General features: G+C 40.9%; 19 protein-coding genes. 11 read left to right on the top strand and 8 right to left on the bottom strand.

What is annotated here, in order from left to right:
- Positions 1-178 precede the first annotated feature (178 nt).
- Positions 179-751, top strand: a complete 573-nt coding sequence (locus HPC41_RS08465; protein WP_172393606.1) for a sigma-70 family RNA polymerase sigma factor — start codon at positions 179-181, stop codon at positions 749-751.
- Between the two features lie 24 nt (positions 752-775).
- Positions 776-1,882, top strand: coding sequence for a S1 family peptidase (locus HPC41_RS08460; RefSeq protein ID WP_246250494.1), 1,107 nt, complete (start codon positions 776-778; stop codon positions 1,880-1,882).
- Positions 1,883-2,125: 243 nt separating this feature from the next.
- Here HPC41_RS08460 and HPC41_RS08455 read toward each other — a convergent pair whose 3' ends face one another.
- Positions 2,126-2,761, bottom strand: a complete 636-nt coding sequence (locus HPC41_RS08455) for a peroxiredoxin (protein WP_172393604.1) — start codon at positions 2,759-2,761, stop codon at positions 2,126-2,128.
- Positions 2,762-3,035: 274 nt separating this feature from the next.
- Here HPC41_RS08455 and HPC41_RS08450 point away from each other — a divergent pair, with 274 nt between their 5' ends.
- Entirely contained in the window at positions 3,036-4,172 is a 1,137-nt protein-coding gene (locus tag HPC41_RS08450) for an acyl-CoA dehydrogenase (protein ID WP_172393603.1), read from the top strand.
- A gap of 55 nt (positions 4,173-4,227) precedes the next feature.
- Here the strand turns inward: HPC41_RS08450 and HPC41_RS08445 are convergent, their stop codons facing one another.
- The 4 genes from HPC41_RS08445 to uvrB form a co-directional block, all read right to left on the bottom strand.
- A complete protein-coding gene (locus HPC41_RS08445; RefSeq protein WP_172393602.1) occupies positions 4,228-4,632 on the bottom strand; it encodes a hypothetical protein in 405 nt (134 codons plus the stop codon).
- Between the two features lie 11 nt (positions 4,633-4,643).
- Entirely contained in the window at positions 4,644-5,894 is a 1,251-nt protein-coding gene (locus HPC41_RS08440) for a glutamate-5-semialdehyde dehydrogenase (RefSeq protein ID WP_172393601.1), read from the bottom strand.
- The gene (proB, locus tag HPC41_RS08435; RefSeq protein WP_172393600.1) at positions 5,891-6,922 is read right to left on the bottom strand and encodes a glutamate 5-kinase; all 1,032 of its coding nucleotides are present in this window, start codon (positions 6,920-6,922) and stop codon (positions 5,891-5,893) included. The genes HPC41_RS08440 and proB overlap by 4 nt, the downstream gene beginning before the upstream one ends.
- Before the next feature lie 281 nt (positions 6,923-7,203).
- A complete protein-coding gene (gene uvrB / locus HPC41_RS08430) occupies positions 7,204-9,237 on the bottom strand; it encodes an excinuclease ABC subunit UvrB (RefSeq protein ID WP_216660712.1) in 2,034 nt (677 codons plus the stop codon).
- A 283-nt stretch (positions 9,238-9,520) separates the two neighbouring features.
- Between uvrB and upp the strand changes: the two genes are divergently transcribed.
- The 6 genes from upp (at position 9,521) to HPC41_RS08400 (ending at position 14,341) form a co-directional block, all read left to right on the top strand.
- Positions 9,521-10,168 (top strand): uracil phosphoribosyltransferase, encoded by a 648-nt coding sequence (upp, locus tag HPC41_RS08425; protein WP_172393599.1) that lies wholly within the window; start codon positions 9,521-9,523, stop codon positions 10,166-10,168.
- Positions 10,169-10,271: 103 nt separating this feature from the next.
- Positions 10,272-10,745, top strand: coding sequence for a ribonuclease H-like YkuK family protein (locus tag HPC41_RS08420; RefSeq protein ID WP_046672303.1), 474 nt, complete (start codon positions 10,272-10,274; stop codon positions 10,743-10,745).
- Positions 10,746-10,796: 51 nt separating this feature from the next.
- The gene (pnuC, locus tag HPC41_RS08415) at positions 10,797-11,399 is read left to right on the top strand and encodes a nicotinamide riboside transporter PnuC (protein WP_172393598.1); all 603 of its coding nucleotides are present in this window, start codon (positions 10,797-10,799) and stop codon (positions 11,397-11,399) included.
- Positions 11,400-11,422: 23 nt separating this feature from the next.
- Positions 11,423-11,956, top strand: a complete 534-nt coding sequence (locus HPC41_RS08410) for an AAA family ATPase (protein ID WP_172393597.1) — start codon at positions 11,423-11,425, stop codon at positions 11,954-11,956.
- A 135-nt stretch (positions 11,957-12,091) separates the two neighbouring features.
- Positions 12,092-12,502 carry a BrxA/BrxB family bacilliredoxin gene (locus HPC41_RS08405; RefSeq protein WP_172393596.1) on the top strand — a complete coding sequence of 137 codons (411 nt, stop codon included), beginning with the start codon at positions 12,092-12,094 and terminating at the stop codon, positions 12,500-12,502.
- Between the two features lie 204 nt (positions 12,503-12,706).
- Entirely contained in the window at positions 12,707-14,341 is a 1,635-nt protein-coding gene (locus tag HPC41_RS08400) for an amidohydrolase (protein WP_172393595.1), read from the top strand.
- A gap of 184 nt (positions 14,342-14,525) precedes the next feature.
- Here HPC41_RS08400 and lipA read toward each other — a convergent pair whose 3' ends face one another.
- Positions 14,526-15,407, bottom strand: coding sequence for a lipoyl synthase (gene lipA, locus HPC41_RS08395; protein ID WP_172393594.1), 882 nt, complete (start codon positions 15,405-15,407; stop codon positions 14,526-14,528).
- A 149-nt stretch (positions 15,408-15,556) separates the two neighbouring features.
- Between lipA and HPC41_RS08390 the strand changes: the two genes are divergently transcribed.
- The gene (locus HPC41_RS08390) at positions 15,557-17,815 is read left to right on the top strand and encodes a beta-N-acetylhexosaminidase (RefSeq protein WP_172393593.1); all 2,259 of its coding nucleotides are present in this window, start codon (positions 15,557-15,559) and stop codon (positions 17,813-17,815) included.
- A 258-nt stretch (positions 17,816-18,073) separates the two neighbouring features.
- Positions 18,074-20,893, top strand: a complete 2,820-nt coding sequence (carB, locus tag HPC41_RS08385) for a carbamoyl-phosphate synthase large subunit (RefSeq protein WP_172393592.1) — start codon at positions 18,074-18,076, stop codon at positions 20,891-20,893.
- Positions 20,894-20,937: 44 nt separating this feature from the next.
- On the opposite strand, the gene HPC41_RS08380 is transcribed toward carB, so the two are convergent.
- Both HPC41_RS08380 and HPC41_RS08375 read right to left on the bottom strand, forming a co-directional pair.
- Positions 20,938-21,876: a formylglycine-generating enzyme family protein gene (locus HPC41_RS08380; protein WP_246250491.1), complete on the bottom strand. Its 939-nt coding sequence runs from the start codon at positions 21,874-21,876 to the stop codon at positions 20,938-20,940.
- Positions 21,877-22,052: 176 nt separating this feature from the next.
- A complete protein-coding gene (locus tag HPC41_RS08375; protein ID WP_172393590.1) occupies positions 22,053-23,459 on the bottom strand; it encodes a Gfo/Idh/MocA family protein in 1,407 nt (468 codons plus the stop codon).
- Positions 23,460-23,904 lie beyond the last annotated feature (445 nt).

Raw genomic sequence — 23,904 nt, 5'->3', positions numbered from 1 at the left:
CAGATGATATATCTGCCCGCCTGAAAATTGAGAAAAAACAAATGCTTTCGGTTTCAGGGAATAAGCAGTATTTTTGGGCATAGATTTCGCGTTAAACAAATAAAAGTTTACGTTTGAAAATATTTTGGAGATTTTTATTTTTCAAAGGGTTACAATTTAGGCATTAAGGTATTAATAGGTGAGTAAATTCAGTAAATCAGTCCTGCTAGAAAATGATGAGCAAATCATTGAAGGCCTTAAAGAAGGCAATAGCTTGGCGATAGATAGTATCTATAAACGATATTATCCGTCCATAAGCCATATGATACTGCAAAACAATGGAAGTGAGGATGAAGCAAAAGATATTTTTCAGGAAGCTGTGATTGTGCTCTATGATAAAGTTGCCAAAGGCGACTTTGAACTCAGCAGCAAACTAAAAACATATCTTTACTCGATTTGCCGGAGGCTTTGGCTAAAGCAACTCAATCGTGCTGGTTTTGGCAATAGTGACATTAGCGGTTATGAAGACTCTTTATTTGAGGAAGAAGATTTACAACAGCATCAAGAACTTGAGAAAAAGTTTGATCAAATGGAGCTTGCGCTGGAGAAAATGGGTGAACCCTGTAAGACAATCTTACACGATTTCTATATCTTAAACCACTCGATGCAGAACATCTGTGAAAAATTTGGCTATACCAATACAGATAACGCCAAAACTCAAAAGTATAAATGCCTACAACGGCTGAAAAAAATATTTTTTTCAGCAGATTAAAATTTGAGTAACACCATGGGAACAATGAATCAAAGAGAATTTTTCGAATTGGCCGACCAATACCTGCGCGGGGAATTGCCTGCAGCGGAAAAAGCTGCTTTCGAATCTTTTTGTGCCGAAAACCCTTCGTATGCTGCCCAATTACAACAACACCGCGACTTTGTTACCAATATGAAGGAAACTAGCCAAAGGCTTGATTTCAAAAAAGTATTGGCAAACTCAGCCAAGGAATATCATAAATCCCAAGGTAAAACCACGAAAGTGGTTCCGATAAAACAATCTACTGTTATTTCACTTTGGGAACGGATAAAAGCGAGCTCTCTAGTAGCTGCAGTTGTGGCAGTATTTGCGGTATTTGGCACCTTATGGCTTAGCGGCTATTATAGCAACTTGGAAAAAGCTTCTTCGGATTACAGCGCATTACGTCGCGACATGAATAATGTTAAAAAGAACGTAAATGCACATAACGCTGCGATCAGGGATATGAATGATAACAAGTCGGTTAAAGGTAGCGAGAGCCAATTTGGAGCGACAGGTTTTATGCTAACAACAGATGGCTATGTGGTGACGAATTATCACGTAGTCAGTGGAGCTGACTCCATTTATCTGCAAAATAGCAAAGGAGAATCTTATAAGGCCCAAGTCGTTCATACGGATGCCAGCAAAGATTTAGCAATCCTATACATCGCAGATAAAAACTTTAAAAAGGCTAAAAGCTTGCCTTATACGTTCAAAACATCTACTTCGGATTTAGGAGAAGATATCTACACCATCGGTTTCCCTCGTGATGAAGCGGTATATGGTCAAGGATACTTGAGCTCTTCAACGGGTTATGCGGGTGACACCATTGCTTATCAAATATCCGTTCCTGTCAATCCAGGGAACAGTGGTGGCCCAGTACTGGATAGTAGAGGTAATGTGATCGGTATTATCTCTGGTAAACAACGCGGAATAGATGGCGCTGCTTTTGCCATCAAAACCAAATCAATCATGAATGCGCTTGCTGATATCCCAAGTGACTCATTGACCACAGGCGTTAAAATCAATAAAAAGAATGCTTTGGCTGGTTTACCAAGAACCGAACAAATCAAAAAATTACAAGACTATATTTATATGGTTAAAGTCTATTAAGATCTAATCTTATACTATAAAAAGGCGGAACGTAAGTACCGCCTTTTTCTTTTTTGCCACAGTGGTGGATATAGCTTAACACCGTGATTTCCATGTAAAAGTGGGTTATTTCACAGAGAAACCTCTCACGTAGAATAAAAAAAGATGCCGTAAGTATGAAAAGAAGATAAGAGGATACAAAAAATGGAGTGTCTTCTCTTCTCGGACACTCCATTTTCATATATAAGAATTTTAACTAAATTATTATAAATTAGGTTGCGGAGTTGTTCTCAGATAAGGCTTGATCTCCTTAAATCCTTTTGGAAATTTTGCGGGAATGTCTTCGGTCTTGATAGCAGGCACAACAATAACATCCTCTCCATGCTTCCAATCAGCAGGTGTGGCAACTTGATAGTCTGCAGTGAGTTGTAATGAATCTATCACCCGTAAGATCTCATCAAAATTACGCCCTGTAGAGGCTGGATAAGTCAAGGTCAATTTTATCTTTTTATCCGGGCCAATAATGAAAACCGAGCGCACGGTAGCGGTGACTGAAGCATTCGGATGAATCATATCGTAAAGCTCAGAAATATGATGGCCTTCATCGGCAATAACTGGAAAATTCACCTCAGTTTGCTGCGTTTCATTGATATCCTTGATCCAGTTCAGGTGATCATTTACATTGTCCACACTTAATGCAATCGCTTTGACACCCCTTTTATCAAATTCAGACTTCAATTTCGCAGTACGTCCCAACTCTGTTGTACATACCGGTGTATAATCAGATGGATGTGAAAAGAATACCACCCAGCTATCTTTAATATAATCGTGAAAATCTATTTCACCGATTGTCGTTTGCGCTTTAAAATTTGGCGCTTCGTCTCCTAATCTTAAACTCATAATCTTATCATTTAAATATGTTCAAAACTACATACTCTACAAATATAGTAGATTAAATTTAGCAAACAAATAATTCCCCGCTTTTTTTGATTCAAATGAAAAAACAGGACCTATATACTATGCAAGCATAATATATATTTTGTATATTTGGGTGTAAGCTAGCATCTAACAGGTGGCAAAAATTAGCTCCACAGGCATAAGGTAAAATATTTTGCTTCGAAACGATTTGTACAAGACCGCACGAATAAGTTATAAACCATAAAATTGAGATAACATGAACTTTGAACTAAGTGAAGAACATAAAATGATCCGTGATGCAGCGCGGGAGTTTGCTCAGGAACTAAAAGCAGGTGTCATACAACGGGATGAAGAAGCTCAATTTCCAGCAGATTTTGTCAAACAAATGGCCGAACTTGGCTTTATGGGTATCATGACGCCTGAAGCTTATGGCGGGGCGGGAATGGATACCCTAGCCTATGTACTTGTATTGGAGGAGATCGCCAAGATTGATGCATCTGCAGCCGTTATTGTTTCAGCACATAATTCGTTGGTGCTTTATGGCCTCAATGCATTTGGAACCGAAGAACAAAAACAAAAGTATCTGGTTCCATTGGCTAAAGGGGAAAAATTGGGTGCGTTTGCTCTCTCAGAGCCAGAAGCTGGGTCGGACGCATCTTCACAACATACAACAGCCGAAGACAAAGGTGATCACTACCTGCTGAACGGTACGAAAAACTGGATTACAAATGGTGGGCACGCCGATATCTACCTAGTCATTGCACAGACTCATCCAGAAAAAGGTCATAAAGGAATCAATGTATTAATTGTTGAAAAAGGATTACCGGGATTCAGCATTGGACCAAAGGAAAATAAACTGGGAATTCGAAGTTCGGATACACATTCGCTATTATTTTCGGACGTTAAAGTGCCAAAAGAAAATCGAATTGGTGAGGATGGCTTTGGATTTAAATTTGCCATGAAAACGCTCGATGGGGGCCGTATAGGGATTGCTGCACAAGCATTAGGGATTGCTGCTGGTGCTTACAATCTGGCACTTGCCTATGCCAAGGAACGCAAAACATTTGGAAAACCCATTTCAGAACATCAGGCCATCCAATTTAAACTGGCCGATATGGAAGTCGATATTGAAACGGCCCGACTATTGACCTATAAGGCTGCGTGGACTAAAGATCAGGGACTGCCGTATGGAAAGGAGGCCGCAATGGCCAAGCTCCATGCCTCTGAGGTAGCCATGAAACATACGGTCGAAGCTGTGCAGGTGCATGGTGGCTATGGCTATGTGAAAGAATACCATGTCGAACGATTAATGCGCGACGCCAAGATCACGCAGATCTACGAGGGAACGTCTGAAATACAACGTCTGGTCATCGCACGGGAAATTTTGCGGTAAAAGTGATAAGATCAATAAGAAAGCATGTCCACTCTTAAAAAATGGACATGCTTTCTTATTGATTATTCAATTTACTATCTATCATCGACAGGTATTGATAATCCTGAAAGGAAAAACTCGCCGTCTCAGCCATAGCCAAATTTAAGATGAGTTTTGCTTTCCGCAATAAATTCTGCTGCTCTTCACCCTGTGCATTCAACCCATCAAAGAAGAAGGTCAATGCCAGTGGATGTAGCTGCTGTGCTTGCAAATCTTCTTTTGTGTAGGAAGTAAGTTCATCGTCGGAAAGCTTTAGGTAAAAATCCCGGTCTTTTTCAAAAAACTTTTGATAGGCATCTGCAAATAAAGCCGGATCACTAGGCTCAGCAAAAGCATCATAACCCTCGATCCATATGCGAAGAAATTTTCCGATATCTTCAACCCAACGCACCATTAAATCTTTTTTAAAACTTACTCCCATTTTGAAATCTATTATCGGATCTGTCCATTACCGCGGACAATCCATTTTTCTGTTACCAATTTTTCCAATGCAAAGGGCCCACGTGCATGCAGTTTCTGCGTGGAGATACCTATTTCTGCTCCCAATCCAAATTCCCCACCATCCGTAAAACGTGTGGAAGCATTTGCATATACCGCTGCGGCGTCCACTTCATTCAAAAACCGCTCGATAGCCAACTCGTTTGAAGACACAATACACTCCGAATGTTTTGAAGAATACTTTTCGATATGTTCCAATGCTTCGTCCAGTCCATTGACCGTTTTTATCGAACACTTCAAATCTAGAAATTCTCTTCCAAAATCCGCCTCTTCCGCCGCCACTAAATTTGAAAATCTTTGCTGCTCCAATAGCTTAAATGCAAAGGAATCCGCAAATACCTCCACTGCAGCATTTTCAAGATAAGGCGCCAACTTAATTAAAAACTCCGGTGCCACATTCTGATCTACTAAAACTGTGTCCAAAGAATTACACACCGATGGTCTTGAGATCTTGGCATTGGCCACAATCTTTGCTGCCATTTCGAGATCGGCAGTGTTATCCACATAGGTGTGGCATACACCGGCTCCGGTTTCAATAACAGGAACTTTGGCATTTGCCCGGACAAAATCTATCAAAGACTGTGAACCGCGCGGAATAATAATGTCAACATATTTGGTTGCCTCCAGCAATTCCGATACGTGCTTACGGTCGACGGGCAACAATTGGACGATATCTTTTGTGATGCCCTGTCGTTCCAAGACGCCATGAATGACGTTCAACAAAGCCTCATTTGTATATAATGCATCGGAGCCACCTCTCAACAAACAAACATTGCCCGATTGGAGGCAAAGAGCTGCGACATCTATCGTTACATTTGGACGGGACTCATAGATCACCCCGACAACACCGAGCGGGACCGTTATTTTCTCTATTTCTAATCCGTTGGGTAAAATTTTCTTGAACAACAGCTGATCGGTCGGATCTGCTAGATCAGCAATCTGTTTTACGCTAGCTGATAGTGCCTGTAAGCGATCACTATTCAGCAGAAGACGGTCTTTCTTTGGATCTCCATCATCCATACGATCCAAATCCATTTTATTGGCATGCAGGATAAGTGCTTCTTTTTCAATAAGTGCCGCTGCGATGGCATTTAAAGTTGTCTTTTTGGCCTCAGGCGCAAATTGTTGCAAGAACTGCTTCGCCTTCGCTGCCGACTTCAGTTGTTTGATTATTGATTCACTCATAACAATACGATATCATTTGCATGCGCAATTTCTAAATTCTTTTTACTGGATTGGGATAATAAGGACGAATCCATTTTTGCACGGGCCACGGCCACCGTCAGACCTTCGAGATTCACTATGTTCAACACCTCTCCTTTCTCAAAATGTTCGACAATGCGGGTGACGCCAACAGCCAATAAGCTTTTATGTTTTAATAAAGCCTCCTCGGCACCACGATCGACCATCAACTCGCCTTTAATTAGGCTCCCACTCGCCAACCATTTTTTTCGCGAGGAGATCTTTTTGCTCTCAGGCAAGCACAGCGTGCCCGTCTCATGTTTGATGGCTTTTGTGATCGCATCTTCAGTCTGCATGCTAAAAATAACAACCTCGATGCCCATCTGATTGGCAAGACGGGCAAAATTCAATTTTGAAGTCATCCCGCCTAATCCTACAGCTGACTTATCCTTTCTTGCTAATCCCAAGATACCCCGATCAATGGTTTCGATCTTTTCTATAATTTTATTATTTGCATCCAACACGCCCGGAACAGAGGTACTAAACAATAATTTTTCAGCCCCAAATCCAACCGCAATCAGCGTTGCCAGTTCATCGTTATCCGAAAACTTCAACTCTTTATTACTCACTACATCATTTTCATTTGCTACCGGGATAACGTTGTTGCGCCATAGTTCCTCATAAGTGTTCTTTAACTGGAGAAACTGGTCTCGATTGGAAAAATGATGCCTTTCACATAAACTTTGCGCCAATGAAATCTTGAAAGGTCTGAAATAAGTTGAATACGTATTAATCAATATTGGATTCCCAATAGCAGCTGCAGCTTTCCGCTCCGACAGCGTGCCTGTGTAACTGGGGAGAAAACGCTTGCCGGCAGCAACAGCACCCGAAGATACCAGGACAATATTGTATTTCTTCTGTAAAGAAGCAATCTGTCGGGCAATCTCCAAAACAATACGTTCATCAACTTCTCCCTCTTTCGTGGTAATAGAAGCCGATCCAAATTTGACAACGAGAATAGGCTTTTTCATTGTAAGTATGCTTTAGTTTAGATTAAAGCTCTAATTTACTGAGAAGAATTTGATTTTTGCAAAATATGTTAATATTTGAACAATTTTAAGTAAATAAATGTAGCCTGTTTTTATGATGCATATCGAACGAAGATTTGAAAGCAAAAGAGGAGGCCAGAATGTAAATTCGTTCTCCGTGAGAATCAAATCTATGAGACGATACTATAGAAGACCTGCAAGATTAAATAAAAGTAGGGCTGCCCAAGAAGGCTGGATAGCCCTAAATAATTCAGTTGCTAATTTTACGACGGGAAGCGTTCATCATAGAGCTTCTCCAAAGAGAACATTTCGTCGCGGTATTTTGCTGCTTCCAAGAAATCCATTTCTTTCGCTGCTTTGTCCATTTTCTTGCGAACATTATCGACGGCCTTCTTCAGATCTTTTTCACTCAGGTACTGCATGACAGGATCAGCAGCAATAACTTGTGTAGGATCTGGCTCAACATAAATCTTTGGCTCAATTCCCGAGAAATCGGCAACAGAGGTTTGCTCCAGGATTTCTTCCCTCGTCTTACCTACCGTTCGAGGGGTGATGCCATGTTCAACATTATAGTTCATTTGCTTATCCCGTCGACGATTTGTTTCGTCTATTGTTACACGCATACTATCCGTCATCCTATCCGCGTACATAATAACCCGTCCTTTATCATTCCGTGCAGCACGTCCGATCGTTTGGATTAGCGAGCGTTCCGAGCGTAGAAAACCTTCCTTATCAGCGTCAAGAATAGCCACAAGTGTCACTTCAGGTAAATCCAATCCTTCCCGAAGCAAATTCACACCTACCAAAATATCAAACTCACCCAAACGCAATCCCCGTAAAATCTCCACTCGTTCCAGGGTTTTAATTTCGGAGTGTATATAACGCACTTTCAAGTTTAGCTTGGTCATATATTTGGATAACTCCTCAGCCATCCGTTTGGTCAGCGTCGTCGCTAAGATACGGCCCCCCTCTTTGATTGTCTTGTCGACCTCCTCTAAGAAATCATCTACCTGATTGATAGCTGGACGGACCTCAATAACAGGATCCAATAATCCAGTTGGACGGATGACCTGCTCAACAACAACACCTTCTGTCTGTTGAAGTTCATAATCTCCAGGGGTAGCAGAGACATAAATAGTTTGATTGGTCAACGATTCAAATTCCGGGAAATTGAGTGGCCTATTATCCAACGCTGCTGGCAATCTAAAACCATGCTCTACCAAAGATACTTTGCGTGAACGGTCACCACCATACATAGCCCTTAACTGAGGCAAAGTAACATGGCTTTCATCGATAACAAGCAGGTAGTCCTCGGGAAAATAATCCAGCAGACAGAATGGACGCATCCCTGGCTTTCTACCATCAAAGAATCGAGAATAATTTTCTATGCCTGAACAATAGCCCAGTTCGCGCATCATTTCCAGATCGTAATTCACCCTTTCTTCCAAACGTTTGGCTTCTAACATCAGTCCCTCTTCTTCCAGTTGCGTCTTACGCTGCATTAATTCATCCTGGATAGCCCAAACCGATTCTTTGAATTTTTCCTTCGGCGTAACGAAAAGGTTCGCAGGGAAAAGCGCTAAATCTTCCATTTTATTTAAGGTCTTGCCGGATATTGGATCGATCTCACTCAATTCATCAATTTCATCGCCAAAAAACGAAATACGGATTGCAAAATCCAGGTAAGCCGGATATACATCGACGGTATCACCCTTCACGCGAAATGTACCACGCTTAAATTCGGTTGTTGTTCTGGAATAGAGTATCTCAACCAATTTATGTAAAAAAGCATTCCGGGCTATTGTCATCCCAACACCAAAACGAAAAATTGAGCGGGAAAAATCTTCTGGATTCCCCATACCATAGATACAGGACACCGAAGAGACCACAACTATATCCCGCCGTCCTGACATCAATGATGAAGTCGTTGCTAATCGCAGCTTTTCTATTTCCTCATTGATCGCCAAGTCTTTTTCGATATAGGTATTTGTAGAAGCTATAAATGCTTCTGGCTGATAATAATCATAGTAAGAAACAAAATAATTGACCGAATTATTTGGGAAGAACTGTTTAAATTCGCCATATAGCTGAGCCGCTAATGTTTTATTATGACTTAATATTAGGGTCGGTTTCTGCGTTTCTTGAATTACATTGGCTATAGTAAATGTTTTACCAGATCCCGTAACCCCCAGGAGCGTCTGATATTGCTCACCTTGTTCAACACCTGCTACCAATTCTTTGATTGCCTCTGGCTGATCACCCGTCGGCCTGTATTCTGATGTCAATTCAAATTTCATACAAATCCTATTTCTTAAAGAAAACTATTTCGGTCTTTCGGTAAACATCTCAGCAGGTATATCCCTAAATTTCTGCTTAAAAATTCGTCACGCTAGCACCATGATGTAATCTATTCATATTGCGATTTTGCAACATGTGGTCTAGGGCCATATTTTAGATGATCTACACACAAATTTACTAATTTTTTTACCATTTTAGAGCAAACTATATTATGCGGCAGATGTTATTACTTTCAGTTGATTATTTACTATCTTTAGCTTAAACTGAACTAGCACTCACGTCATGGTCACTATTCTATCTACTCAAAACAGCATTGCAAATCATTTTATTGCAGAATTGCGAGACGTCACTATCCAACGGGACCGCATGCGATTCCGTCGAAACTTAGAGCGACTCGGAGAAGTATTTGCTTATGAGATCAGTAAAACCATGGCTTTTAAACCGGTGGAAGTTGAAACACCATTGGGGGTGGCCAAGACTCATCTGTTAATGGAACAGCCTGTATTGGCTACCATACTAAGGGCTGGACTTCCATTCCATCAAGGTTTATTGAATATCTTCGACCAAGCCGACAATACGTTTATCGCGGCGTATCGACACACGAAAAAGAGCGGTGAGTTTGAAGTTCATAAAGAGTATGTGAACACACCGAATTTAGATAATAGAACAGTGATCATCGTCGATCCTATGCTAGCGACAGGAAGGAGTCTGGTCTTATGCTGTAAAGACCTTTTAGCAGAATATGAGATCAAGGAGTTGCATATTGTTGCTGCCATTGCGTCAGAAGAAGGATTAAACCATGTTAAAGCTTTTGTCCCTACCGCAAATATCTGGGTCGGAGATGTCGACAACGAATTGACGACTAAAGCTTATATCGTTCCCGGTCTTGGCGATGCAGGAGACCTGGCCTATGGTGAAAAACTTCATTAATGTGGATAATTATTTAAAATTAAATTAACACTTAGCTCATTGAAATTCAGTAAATTTATATCAATGATGAAGTTTAATTTTTTTATATCTAATTTATACCACTATGAGATGGCAAAAATACAATGGCGAATCCATTCGCTCTACGATTTTCGATGCTGTTGAGGAAGTCATTAAACGAGAAGACGCCTTAGGGAACAAGCTCAAGGTTTATATCGGCACCGATTCCCAAGTCAAAAGAGGAATCATCGACTTCGCCACCGTCATCGTCTTTCTCAGAGAACATAAAGGTGGGTTTATGTTTATCCAACGAGACAAAAGGCATCATCGAATGAGTATCAAGGAACGGATGCTACTCGAAGTCCAAAAATCCATCGACATCGCCTACCAACTCTGCCCCCTCCTCGAAAAACACAAAGTAGACCTCGAAGTCCACGCCGACATCAACACCAATCCAAATTTTCAGTCAAATGTAGCTCTCAAGGAAGCCATGGGGTATATTATGGGTATGGGATTCGTCTTTAAGGCCAAACCAGAGTCTTTTGCAAGCACCAATTGTGCTAATAAGCAGGTGCAGTAGCTGACTGTTGGGCAGACTTCGTATATTTAGGTGTAATTTTTAACACACCAAATGCAGGATTTTTTTCAGCAGATTGTCAGTCAATTTGCCCAGACCACTTGGCTCGAATGGTTAGGTACGCTAACTGGCTTCCTTTGTGTCTATTTGGCCGCAAAGCAAAATATATGGAACTGGCCCATTAGCATCATCAGCGTGATCTCCTATGCCATTCTTTTTTATGATGCTAGGCTCTACGGCGACACCTTATTGCAGTTTTATTTTCTATCCACGGCAGTTTATGGTTGGTATTATTGGTTTAAGCGAAAGGAGGAGAATAAAAAACCTATTGTTAAAGCCAATAACGTTCAGTTGGTGTTAAGCATCCTTGCTATCATCTGCTTGACGGCCGCAATTGGCTATCTTCTGGACAGTAAGACAAACTCTGATGTGCCTTATATTGACGCATTTTGCACTGCTGTAAGTTTTATCGCCCAATTTTTAATGACGAGAAAAATCCTCCAGAACTGGCTTCTTTGGATTTTTGTTGACATCTGCTACATCCCGCTTTATGTACACAAGCAACTTATGTTAACAGCAGTATTGTATTTCGTATTCGCCATTATCGCTTGGAAAGGTTATCGGGATTGGCAAAAAACCTATAAAAATTTTGCGTAATATTGCCTATCAAAAAGATAGATGTGGGAAAAGAGTTAATAAAAATTGCTGTCGTTGGACCCGAGTCTACAGGAAAGTCAACCATGGCACAGTATCTTGCTAAAAAATTTCAAACCGTATGTGTACCGGAGTATTCACGCTATTATTGTCAAAGCCTCAACAATAAATACACATTGCAGGATGAGGTCAATATGTTTTATGGGCAGGTTGCTTTGGAAAAAGCACTCCTTCCTTTAGCAAAGGAAAATATCCTGATCTGTGACACCACCTTTATGACAGTAAAAATTTGGTCTGACCATCTATTCAAACATACCCCAAAAGAAGTCAGGGATAAAATACAACAACATCCCTATGATCTCTATTTACTGATGGATATCGACCTTCCCTGGCAAGACGATCCCTTAAGAGATTTTCCGGAGCAACGAGAACACTTTATGGAAGTATGGAAGACGGAATTAAATGCTGTCAATGGTCAATATCACATTATCTCGGGCGTGGGACAGCAGCGGCTGGAAAATGGCTTAGCAGCTGTTAACGATTTTCTGACATTGATTTGAGACAAGCACCTTGACGAGCCTGTCTTTTACACCTATATTTGTAATGTAAAGTATTGCATTAGGCCACTGATCAAAATTGAAAGCCTTGCAATACCAGAAGTGAATTAGAATATTAACATTTTTACTTAAGAAATAATGTATCCAGAATATTTAGTAGCTCCAATGCGTCAAGAGTTAGTTGATGCAGGATTCGAAGAATTAAAAACTCCAGAAGCAGTTGACAATGCTATCGCTTCAGAGGGGACAGTTTTTGTTGTTGTAAACTCCGTTTGTGGTTGTGCAGCAGCAAATGCGCGCCCAGCGGCAAAAGCTGCTGTAAAAAATGAAAAACATCCTGCAAAATTGGTTACCGTTTTTGCAGGTATGGAAACTGATGCTGTTAACAAAGCACGTAATTACATGCTGCCTTACCCCCCATCTTCACCTGCGATGGCATTGTTCAAAGATGGTAAGTTGGTACATATGATTGAAAGACATATGATTGAAGGTCGCCCAGCACAAATGATTGCTGACAATTTGGCTGCTGCATTTGACGAGTACTGTTAATCCGTATTTTGATTTTTGAATTAAAAAGGCTGTCCGAGTTATTTGGATAGCCTTTTTTGCGATTAAACAGCCGTGGCTTCATCTAGCCGCCTTCGCCTTCCATCCTTATAAGCTTCCTTATTATTCACTCACTTTAGATTTTAGGTGATTAATATTTTAAAGAAAGATTCATCCATGTAAGCGCTTTTTTCTATTTTTAGCATTATGAAAAATTTTCCAATTATTCCTTTCCTCTTTTGCTTCATCTTCTTCGCTTGTTCTCCGCAAGAGAAAATAGATCTCATTGTATACAATGCGCAAGTCTACACCGTAGATTCCACATTCAGTACAGCGCAAGCATTTGCAGTCAAGGATGGGAAATTTATCGCAATCGGTTCGAACGACGAAATTCAGCAGAAGTACGAGGCCAAGGAAAAAATAGACGCTGATGGAAAAGCCATTTATCCGGGATTTTATGACGCACACGCACATTTATTTGACGAAGCCGAACTGATGGATCAGGTCGATCTCAATGGAGCCGATTCTTTTGAAGAAGTGATTCAACGAGTTAAAAATTATCAACAGAAGAATCCCAATAAAACTTGGCTTATCGGGGGCGGCTGGGACCAAAATCGCTGGAAAGACAAATCCTTTCCTACGAAAAAGTTGCTGGATAGCGCTTTTCCAGACATACCGGTGTATTTAATCCGTGTTGACTATCATGCCGCCGTGGCAAACTCCAAATCCCTGGAATGGGCTAAATTGACAAGCATTCCCAGTATTCATGGTGGTGTTGTCGGCGGTAGCAACAATATACCGAATGGCCTGCTGATCGACAATGCAATGGATCTGGTCAACAAAGCAATACCAGTCCCGGATGAAAAAGAATATTTGAGAATGCTCAGGCGAACACAAGATTCGCTACTTTCTGTCGGACTTACTTCCATTGTAGATGCGGGCTTATCAAAAGAAAGACTCGACCTCTTAAAAAAATATTATCAGGATGGGGAATTGAAATTTAGGGATTATGCGATGATCCTTGGCAACCCCAAAAATATCACTTCTTCTATTGCAGCGGGTTTTTACGAAACGGACCGTCTTGAAATAAAGTCTTTCAAATTACTGGCAGATGGTGCATTAGGCTCAAGGGGTGCTTGCCTCCTTGCTCATTATCATGACGCACCTACCCATGGATTCCTCTTGCATAGCCCTGCGGAATATGAAGAGATGATCAAACAGATTGCCGCAAGTAATTTCCAGGCGAATACCCATGCGATCGGTGATTCAGCCAATCGGATTATCCTGGATATCTATGGTAAATACCTACAGCCGCATACGGACCGCAGATGGCGCATTGAGCATGCACAGATTATCTCGCCGGAGGATTTCGATAAATTCAAAAAATTCCAGATTATTCCCTCAGTACAGCCTACCCACGCCACATCCGATATGTATTGGGCAAAAGACCGTCTGGGAGCAGAACGTATGAAAGGAGCCTATGCATACAAGCACCTCTTAAAAGAATATGGCAAACTCGCTTTAGGGAGTGATTTCCCTGTTGAACATTTCAATCCGCTATATGGTTTTCACGCAGCTGTAGCACGCGTCGATAAAAAAGGCTATCCAGATCAGGGTTTCCAAATGCAGGATGCCATCAGCCGAGAAGATGCATTGCGTGGAATGACGATCTGGGCAGCATACTCTTGCTTCCAGGAGAAAAAACGGGGAAGCATAGAAACTGGCAAAGACGCCGATTTTGTCATCCTAGCGAAAGACATTCTCAAAATACCAAATGAACAACTGCGAAACGTAAAAACTTTACGCACTGTCATTGCCGGGGAAACGGTTTTTAAACGCTAAGGACCGGTTATTTTTACCCTGCAACAAGTACACAGATTATCTCCTGCTTGCTTATTCAGATTCAACAAAAAAGTTCAGTAAAAATTACGATAAAAAAGCCTGCGTGAAAAAATTACGCAGGCTTTTATTATGTTAATATGAAAACAGATCCTGTTTTCTACAAAGTCAAGTTATTCAACAACTATTATTGCATATCAAACAAATGCTTCTCAGCATGATAAGACGACCGTACCAACGGCCCAGATTCAACATATTTGAAGCCCATTTCCAAGCCTATTTTTTGATATTTTTCAAATTGAGCAGGTGTAACAAATTCAATAACAGGATGATGTGCTTTTGTAGGCTGCAAATATTGACCAAGCGTCAAAATATGAACCCCTACATTATATAAATCCTGCATGGCCTCGATTACATCTTCTTCCGTTTCACCAAGGCCAAGCATAATACCTGACTTTGTCCGAAGACCTGCTTCCGAAATCCGACGCAAACATTCTAAAGAACGATCATATTTCGCCTGGATACGTACTTCTCTCGTCAGACGACGTACAGTCTCCAAGTTGTGTGATACAACCTCCGGACGAACAGCAATGACGCGATCAAGATTGTCCCACTGCCCTTTAAAATCTGGTAATAGTGTCTCCAAAGTTGTCTCTGGGCTCTCTCTACGGATGGCATTAATTGTTTCCGCCCAAATTGTCGAACCACCATCTTTCAGATCATCTCGGTCAACAGAAGTGATGACACAGTGTTTTACCTGCATCAGCTTCACTGAATTCGCAACCCTGTTGGGCTCATCCAAATCGACCGCCAAAGGACGACCTGTTGCCACCGCGCAAAACGAACATGAACGTGTACAGATATTCCCTAATATCATAAAGGTCGCTGTTCCAGCCCCCCAACATTCACCCATATTTGGGCAATTTCCACTCTCACAAATCGTATGCAATTTGTGCTCGTCTACAAGACTTCTGACATGTCTATACTCTTTACCAACAGGCAATTTGACACGCAACCAATCTGGCTTGCGTTGTGCAGGAGTTGCCGGAATAACTGGAAGTTCAATCATACAACAAAGTTAAGGATTAAAAATGTAATTTCTATCCGGCAATTTGTTGGATTTATATCATAAAAGCTTATCGAATGACAGCAATAATAAATAATGAAACAAAAATTAGGATATTTGTATTGATTATCTATTGATCTAAATACTTTACTATGCGATTGAGTCAATCCTTATCCCTTTTGTTGCTTGGGGGAACTTGCTTTTTTAATGCACAGGCCCAAACGAATTTTGATATCATTCCCAAGCCATCCAGGGTGACCGTAGCTACCGGAATATATAATATCCCAGCACAGCTCTCCGTTATTGTTTCCGATGATTTCCAGGCTGCGGCGCAATTGTTTACCGAGCACCCCGCAATCAAAGGCTTAACCGTTGAGGTGCTAAAGAAAAATAAAAAAGCACCAAAAGAAGGTTTTCGCATTATTAAAGCTGTCGATACAGACAACCTGAGCAAAAATGCCTATTCGATTCAAATTGATGAAAAAGGTCTTCTGCTTAAAGCTTGGGATACGCCGCAGGCCATCAATGGAATCTATACCTTGATTCAGTTGGGTTACCTACAAACTGACCCCAGCCAAATAGCATTTGCGACAATCATTGATGAGCCACGTTTTTCCTACCGTGGGCTTCATTTGGATGTTTCCCGTCATTTTATGCCACTTTCTTTCATAAAGAAATATATCGACATCATGGCCATTTATAAGTTCAACAACTTTCATTGGCATTTGACCGATGGCGCTGGTTGGCGACTAGAGATTAAAAAGTATCCGGAGTTAACACAAAAGGCAGCCTGGCGTACACATGCCCATTGGAAAGATTGGTGGAACAATGGACGTCAATATGTAGAAAAGGGTAATCCAAATGCAAGTGGTGGCTTCTATACACAGGAAGAAGCCCGCGAACTGGTAGACTACGCTGCCCGAAAAGGCATCAATGTCATTCCTGAAATAGAAATGCCCGGACACTCGGAAGAAGTACTGGCCGTATATCCCGAACTCTCCTGTTCGGGTAAACCCTACAGCCAGGGCGAGTTTTGCATCGGAAATGAAAAGACTTTTGAGTTCTTAAAAAACGTATTGGATGAAGTACTCACCATATTCCCTTCCCAATACATTCATATTGGCGGGGACGAAGCTGAAAAGAAACATTGGGAAAAATGTCCAAAAGACCAAGCACTGATGCAGAAGGAAGGTTTAAAATCAGTAGATGAATTACAAAGTTATGCCATCAAGCAAATGGATTTATACCTGCAATCAAAGGGCCGAAAGCTTATCGGCTGGGACGAAATCTTGCAAGGCGGCCTGACTGAAGGTGCCACGGTCATGAGCTGGCGCGGCGAAGACGGTGGAATAAATGCAGCAAATGCTGGCCATGATGTCATTATGACTCCCGGTTCACATCTGTATTTTGATTCTTATCAGACCGATCCAAGGACACAACCCGAAGCAATTGGCGGATACCTAACCCTTGATAAGGTGTATGCCTATGACCCTATTCCAAACGCGATACAAGGGGACAAGGCGAAACACATCCTGGGGGCACAAGCTAATATTTGGACGGAATATGTGCCGACGACAGAGCACGTTGAATATATGGTATTTCCACGTGCCCTGGCCTTATCTGAGGTCAATTGGACAAATAAAGACGCAAAAAGCTGGCCGGACTTCCAGAGAAGATTACAATCTCACTATAAGTTAATGCAGGAGCTAAATCTAAATTATTATCGCCCTTCCTTCAATGTAGCTTATACAGCTTCTTATAATGCGATTAAAAATAACAACAAGATTACGCTTACAACAGAGCAACTTAAAACAGATCAGATCCGATATACCATTGATGGAAGTGAGCCTACGATTCAGTCCACCCCCTATACCGGCCCATTTGAGCTAAGTGCGACAGGACACATCAATGCCGCATATTTTCAGGATTCTATCAAAATCGGTCCTACATTATCATTTAATATTGATATTCACCGCGCTATTGGTAAAAAAGTAACTTACAATACGCAATGGTCTGGATATCCAGCACAAAAAGATTCAACATTGACAAACGGAATTATGGGTGGGCTCTCCTACCATGATGGCCAATGGCAGGGTTTTACGAGTCCGATTGATGTTGTCGTTGATTTGGAACGAAGAGAAGAAATCCATCTCGTTGCCATGAATTTTATGCAAATGATTGGGCCTGGGGTTTATATGCCTGGGGAAATGGAAGTTTTAGTTTCTGACAATGGGCGTACATTCCGTTCAATAGGAACAGTGAAAAACGATGTATCCGACAACGAATCAAAATTGACGTTCAAACGGTTTGAATTGAAACTTGATAAAGTGCAACAGGCACGGTATATAAAGGTCAAGGCCAGCAATCCGAAAAAAGGGTATTTATTTACAGACGAAATCATTGTTTATTAACATAAACAATGATTTCCAATAATAGTTGGATAACTTACTCCTCACGTTTTTCCAACTATTATTACGATTTCCGAGCCTACTTCTACAACAACAGTCATTTATTTTGAAATATTCTTAAAATAAATACTTAATTTTCAAAATTTAAAATGTAACTTTGCACTCCGACAAAGCAGTCGGAATGACCCTTCCCCATGAGCTATTTTTGATTGTCTTTGCTCAGATTTACAATAGGAAATTTAATTTTTTGAACTAGATATAATGCCAAGAAACACTTCCATTAAGTCGGTTTTAATCATCGGATCAGGTCCCATCGTTATCGGTCAAGCTTGTGAATTTGATTATTCTGGATCTCAAGCATCCCTTTCATTGAAAGAAGAAGGTATTGAAGTATCCATCATCAACTCAAACCCTGCAACAATCATGACGGACAAAGTTGTTGCAGACAATGTCTATTTACTTCCATTAACTTGCGAAAGTATTGAAGAGATATTGCAAAAACATAACATTGACGCAGTACTTCCTACCATGGGTGGCCAGACCGCTTTGAACTTATGTATCGAAGCTTCCAACCTAGGCCTTTGGGAAAAATACAACGTAAAAGTTATCGGTGTTGATGTTGCTGCCATTGAAAAAACTGAAAACCGTGAAGAATTCCGTCAATTAATGGTTGATATTGGTGTGGGTGTTGCAACTTCAAAGATTGCAAACTCTTTCCTGGAAGGTAAAGAAGCAGCACAAGAAATTGGTTACCCCCTTGTTATACGTCCTTCCTACACCTTAGCTGGTACAGGAGGTGGATTTGTACACAGAAAAGAAGATTTCGATGCCGCTTTGAACAGAGGGTTGCATGCTTCACCAACACACGAAGTTTTGGTCGAACAGGCGGTATTGGGCTGGAAAGAATTTGAGTTGGAATTGCTTCGCGATACCAACGATAATGTCATTATCATCTGTACAATTGAAAATTTCGATCCAATGGGTATCCATACGGGAGACTCGATCACAGTTGCACCAGGAATGACGTTATCGGACAAATGTTATCAAGATATGCGGAATCAAGCGATCTTAATGATGCGTTCAATCGGTACATTTGCAGGGGGATGTAACGTTCAATTCTCTGTAAATCCAGAAAATGAAGAAATCATCGCGATCGAAATCAACCCACGCGTATCTCGCTCATCCGCTTTAGCATCGAAAGCAACGGGGTACCCAATTGCAAAAATTGCCGCTAAATTAGCAATCGGATATAACCTAGATGAGTTGCAGAATCAGATCACGAAAACAACTTCAGCGTATTTCGAACCAACATTGGATTACGTTATCGTGAAAATCCCGCGTTTCAACTTTGATAAATTTAAAGGAGCAAACAAGGAATTAGGCCTGCAAATGAAAGCGGTAGGTGAAGTCATGGCAATCGGCCGGACATTTATCGAAGCTTTACAGAAAGCATGTCAATCCTTGGAGACCGGCCGCGCTGGCTTAGGTGCTGATGGCCGTCAATGGAGAAACCTGGACGAGATCATGGATAGCCTTGAGCATCCAAGCGGTGACCGTCTATTTCATATCAAAGATGCATTCGAATTAGGTGTTCCTTTAGAATCAATTCGTAAGGCAACACGTATCGACAAATGGTTCTTAGTACAGATCCAAGAGTTAGTACACCTTGAGCAAGAGTTACGTCGTTATCAATTAAATAACATCCCTCGTGATTTCTTCATGACCTTAAAACAAAAAGGGTATTCAGATGTACAAATCGCATGGTTATTAGGAAATGTAACAGAGGATCAAGTTTACGATCGTCGTAAGGAGCTTGGCATCAACCGTGTTTACAAGATGGTAGATACTTGTGCTGCTGAATTCCCTGCGCAGACGCCATACTACTATTCGACATTCGAAGAAGAAAACGAATCCATTTCTTCAGATAGAAAGAAAATCATCGTTTTAGGTTCAGGTCCAAACCGTATCGGTCAAGGTATTGAGTTTGATTACTCCTGTGTACATGGTTTATTAGCTGCGAAAGAATGTGGTTATGAAGCGATCATGGTGAACTGTAACCCGGAGACTGTATCTACAGACTTCAACATGGCCGATAAATTATACTTCGAGCCTGTATTCTGGGAGCATGTACGTGAGATCATCGAATTGGAAAAACCAGAAGGCGTTATCGTTCAATTGGGTGGACAAACAGCACTTAAAATGGCTGAGCGCTTAGAGCAACTTGGCGTGAAAATTATCGGTACATCTTTCGAGAATATGGACTTGGCGGAAGACCGTGGCCGTTTCTCTGATCTATTGAAAGAACTCGATATTCCATATCCAAGATACGGTGTCGCAACTTCAGCAGAAGAAGCATTACAAGTTGCAAACGAAGTTGGCTATCCAGTATTGGTTCGTCCTTCTTACGTATTGGGTGGACAAGGCATGAGCATTGTCATCAACGATGAAGATTTAGAAAAAGCTGTCGTCAACTTGTTGAAAAACCTTCCCGGAAACCATATCCTGATCGACCACTTCCTGGATCGTGCAGAAGAAGCTGAATCAGATTCAATTTGTGATGGTGAAGATGTACACATCATTGGTATGATGGAACACATCGAGCCTGCAGGTATCCACTCTGGTGACTCATCGGCGGTATTGCCTCCATTTGGCCTATCACAAGCTGTTCAGGACAAAATGGAAGAATACTCTATTAAACTAGCAAAAGCGTTGAACGTAAGAGGTCTATTAAACATTCAGTTTGCTGTCAAAGGTGAAAATGTGTATGTCATCGAGGCTAATCCACGTGCATCGCGTACAGTTCCTTTTATCGCTAAAGCTTATGATGTTCCTTACATCAATATCGCAACTAAAGTCATGTTGGGTGTCAATAAATTGAAAGACTTTACAATCGAACGTAAACTAAAAGGATACGCGATTAAAGAACCTGTATTCTCTTTCAATAAATTCCCTGAAGTAGACAAGCAATTAGGCCCTGAAATGAAATCAACTGGTGAAGCAATTCGCTTTATCAAAGATCTTCACGATCCTTATTTCAGAGAATTGTACAATCAAAAATCAATGTTTTTGAATGCACAATAAGGCGTTTCAATAAAATAGAAAAGGCTTGCATTTGCAAGCCTTTTCTATTTTATATCTTTTACACAGCGGAATCCAACATTATTTGTAGGACTGTTGACTTCCCCTTTTCCTCTGCTTCCGGCTTTATACCTTTCGCAATATTGATCATTGCAAAGAAATGAGCCTCCCCGCTGAACGCGTTTTTCAAGATTTGGCTCCTGCGGATCATAAGAATCTTGTGGTCCTTTGGGATTAGCGGCTGTACTATGCTGATAATAATCGGGTCTATAAAAATCAGCACACCATTCCCACACATTCCCTTCCATATCATACAGTCCCAACGCATTTGCCTGAAATGATTTTACAGGTGCTGTCCCCTCAAATCCATCTTCTTTTGAATCTTGTACAGGAAACTTTCCCTGATAAATATTTGCGGTCCATTTACCATTAGGCTTCAAGTCCTTTCCCCAATAATACAAGTCGTCGTTTGCATCATTACGCCCCCTGGCCGCATATTCCCATTCCGCTTCTGTAGGCAATCGCTTGCCTGCCCATTTCGCATAAGCTGCGGCATCTTCATAGGCAACCTGAACAACGGGATAATTCATTTTGTCCTTTATTGAGCTATTCGGTCCTTCGGGATGTTGCCAGTTTGCACCAGGGACATAATCCCACCACATCAGGTAATTATTTAATGAATTGAGTTCTTTGGGCTTAGAAAATACCGCAGATCCGGGAACAAGCATATTCGGATCTACACCGGGAAAGTCCTTCGGGTCCAATTTCCGCTCAGCTACAGTCACATATCCTGTTTCTTTTACAAATTGGGTAAATTGTGCATTTGTTACTTCATGTTCATCCATATAAAATGAATGAAGCTCGACAGGATGTACAGGTTTACTATCTTCGAAATTCAAACTTCCCATCAGGAATTTACCACCTTCAACTAGAACCATCTTTCCAACTTCGGAATTGCTTTGTTTGGAAAACTGAGATTTAATCATGCTTGCTCGTGTGGGTATATTTTCCCCAACACAACATGAGAGCGTATCGAGCGTATCCTTCGTGGAAAACAGAGATAGACAGGTGAGTAGCGTCAGATTGATAAACATACCTAAAGATAAACATAAAAGGGGAACAATAAAATGCTCCCCTCCTATTATTACTTCAGATACTCAGATTAAACATCCAATTGTACATTTTCTATTTTCGCATTTTTTGAGCGGATAGGTGTATTACCACCACCCTTTAATGTGATGTCTACAGGATTATTACTTTTCCAGGCGCCTTTTGTGAAATCCGGTATAGCCACAGTTTTACAGTTCTTTTCAACGGACTCAAAGCTCAATGGAACGATGCTGCTCCATGAAGCGGCATCGTAAACATCCTGATCCAATGGTAATCCGTTCCGCAAACAGTCGATTAAGCGCCAGTCCATCATAAAGTCCATTCCCCCGTGACCACCAACTTCCTTCGCTTTATCGCCGATATATTTCACCAATTCAGGTGTATATTTATCATACAATTCTTTTAGTTTCTCTTCTTTGATGAATTCATGTCCAAAGGCAATATTCTCGGTTGGATATTTTTGCGCAAAGCCCTTTGTACCGCTTAATGTATGTAACCTCGAATATGGCCGCGGTGAAGTGACATCATGCTGTAACATAATTGTTTTCCCTTTAGCCGTACGAATAAGCGTCGTATTCATATTGCCCCGGTATTTCTTTCCGGCGAATTCCTGAAAGAAAGAATCTTTGCCTGCAAGCTCTTTCGCTTTCTCACCCATCATAAAATCATTGGATGACATGGCTACAAGATGATCCATCTTGTCTCCTCGATTAATGTCCAAACACTGCGCCACAGGTCCAAGTCCGTGAGTTGGATAGAGGTTACCGTTATATTTAATATTTTCCCTTAAGCGCCACATCTGATCGTAACCATTCTTTGCGAAATTTAGATCCAACAAATCATGGATATAAGCACCCTCACCGTGTATTAGTTCTCCAAATAAGCCCTGACGTGCCATATTTAAGGTTAACATCTCAAAGAAATCGTAACAGCAATTCTCTAACATCATACAATGTTTTTTTGTTGCTTCAGATGTTTTCACCACCTCCCAACAATCCTTTATTGTCAGTGCAATTGGCACCTCACAAGCCACATGATTACCAGCTTTCATTGCTGCAATACTCATGGGTGCATGGTAGTCCCATGGAGTACAGATATACACCAAATCCAACTTTTCTTCCTTTAATAATGACTTCCAGCCGTCTTCACCGAAATAAGATTTTGCGGCTATCAAACCTTTTGAAGTAAGAATCTTTTGTGCTTTCTCAACCCGCTCCGAGTGTTTGTCACAAAGAGCGACGATTTCACAACCTTCGATAAAAGATAGTCTTTCGACTGCCCCCGGACCGCGCATTCCCAATCCAATTACGGCAACTCGCACTTTATCAATTTTGGGCGCAGCATAACCGCACATATTAAATCCATCGGTTGTTGCATTGGCATTAACTAAAGTAGGAAGTGAAACAGCCAATGATGATAAAATCCCCGCCTTTTTTAAAAAATCTCTTCTAGAATCCATAATTTAAAGTCATATAAATTTAAAGGGACCAAAATGGTCCCTCTAAAAATCACCTATTTTAAAACAAACTAAACAGTCAATAAGAAAAATCCGTTTGGATTTGGATTTATACTTGGTTCTAACTAAAGAACATAATCGCTATAACAATGATATAACACTTTTTTTATAATAAAAAATCAAATTTAAAAGCAATCGTTTGCTTAATCTACACAAACGATTGTTTAATTTATTAATGTCTTGTCTTTTTCTTCAAAAGAGTATCAATTAGATACATATACGAATTCCGGATTTATATTTACTCTTGAAAAATCGATGTGCTTGAGATGGCAAGCCTAACGGCCGATAAGATGGTGGGACTGCCGAATCTTATATTGTTTTCTTAAGACCTGTTTAAACTGAACTAATTTACTTGATGGGTACAGGCGCTTATAGCCTCTTGCCAATT

Source organism: Sphingobacterium prati (assembly GCF_013167215.1).
Lineage (GTDB): Bacteria > Bacteroidota > Bacteroidia > Sphingobacteriales > Sphingobacteriaceae > Sphingobacterium > Sphingobacterium prati.
The sequence above is the reverse complement of the archived record's forward strand: the minus strand, read 5'-3'. Positions and strand labels throughout refer to the sequence as shown.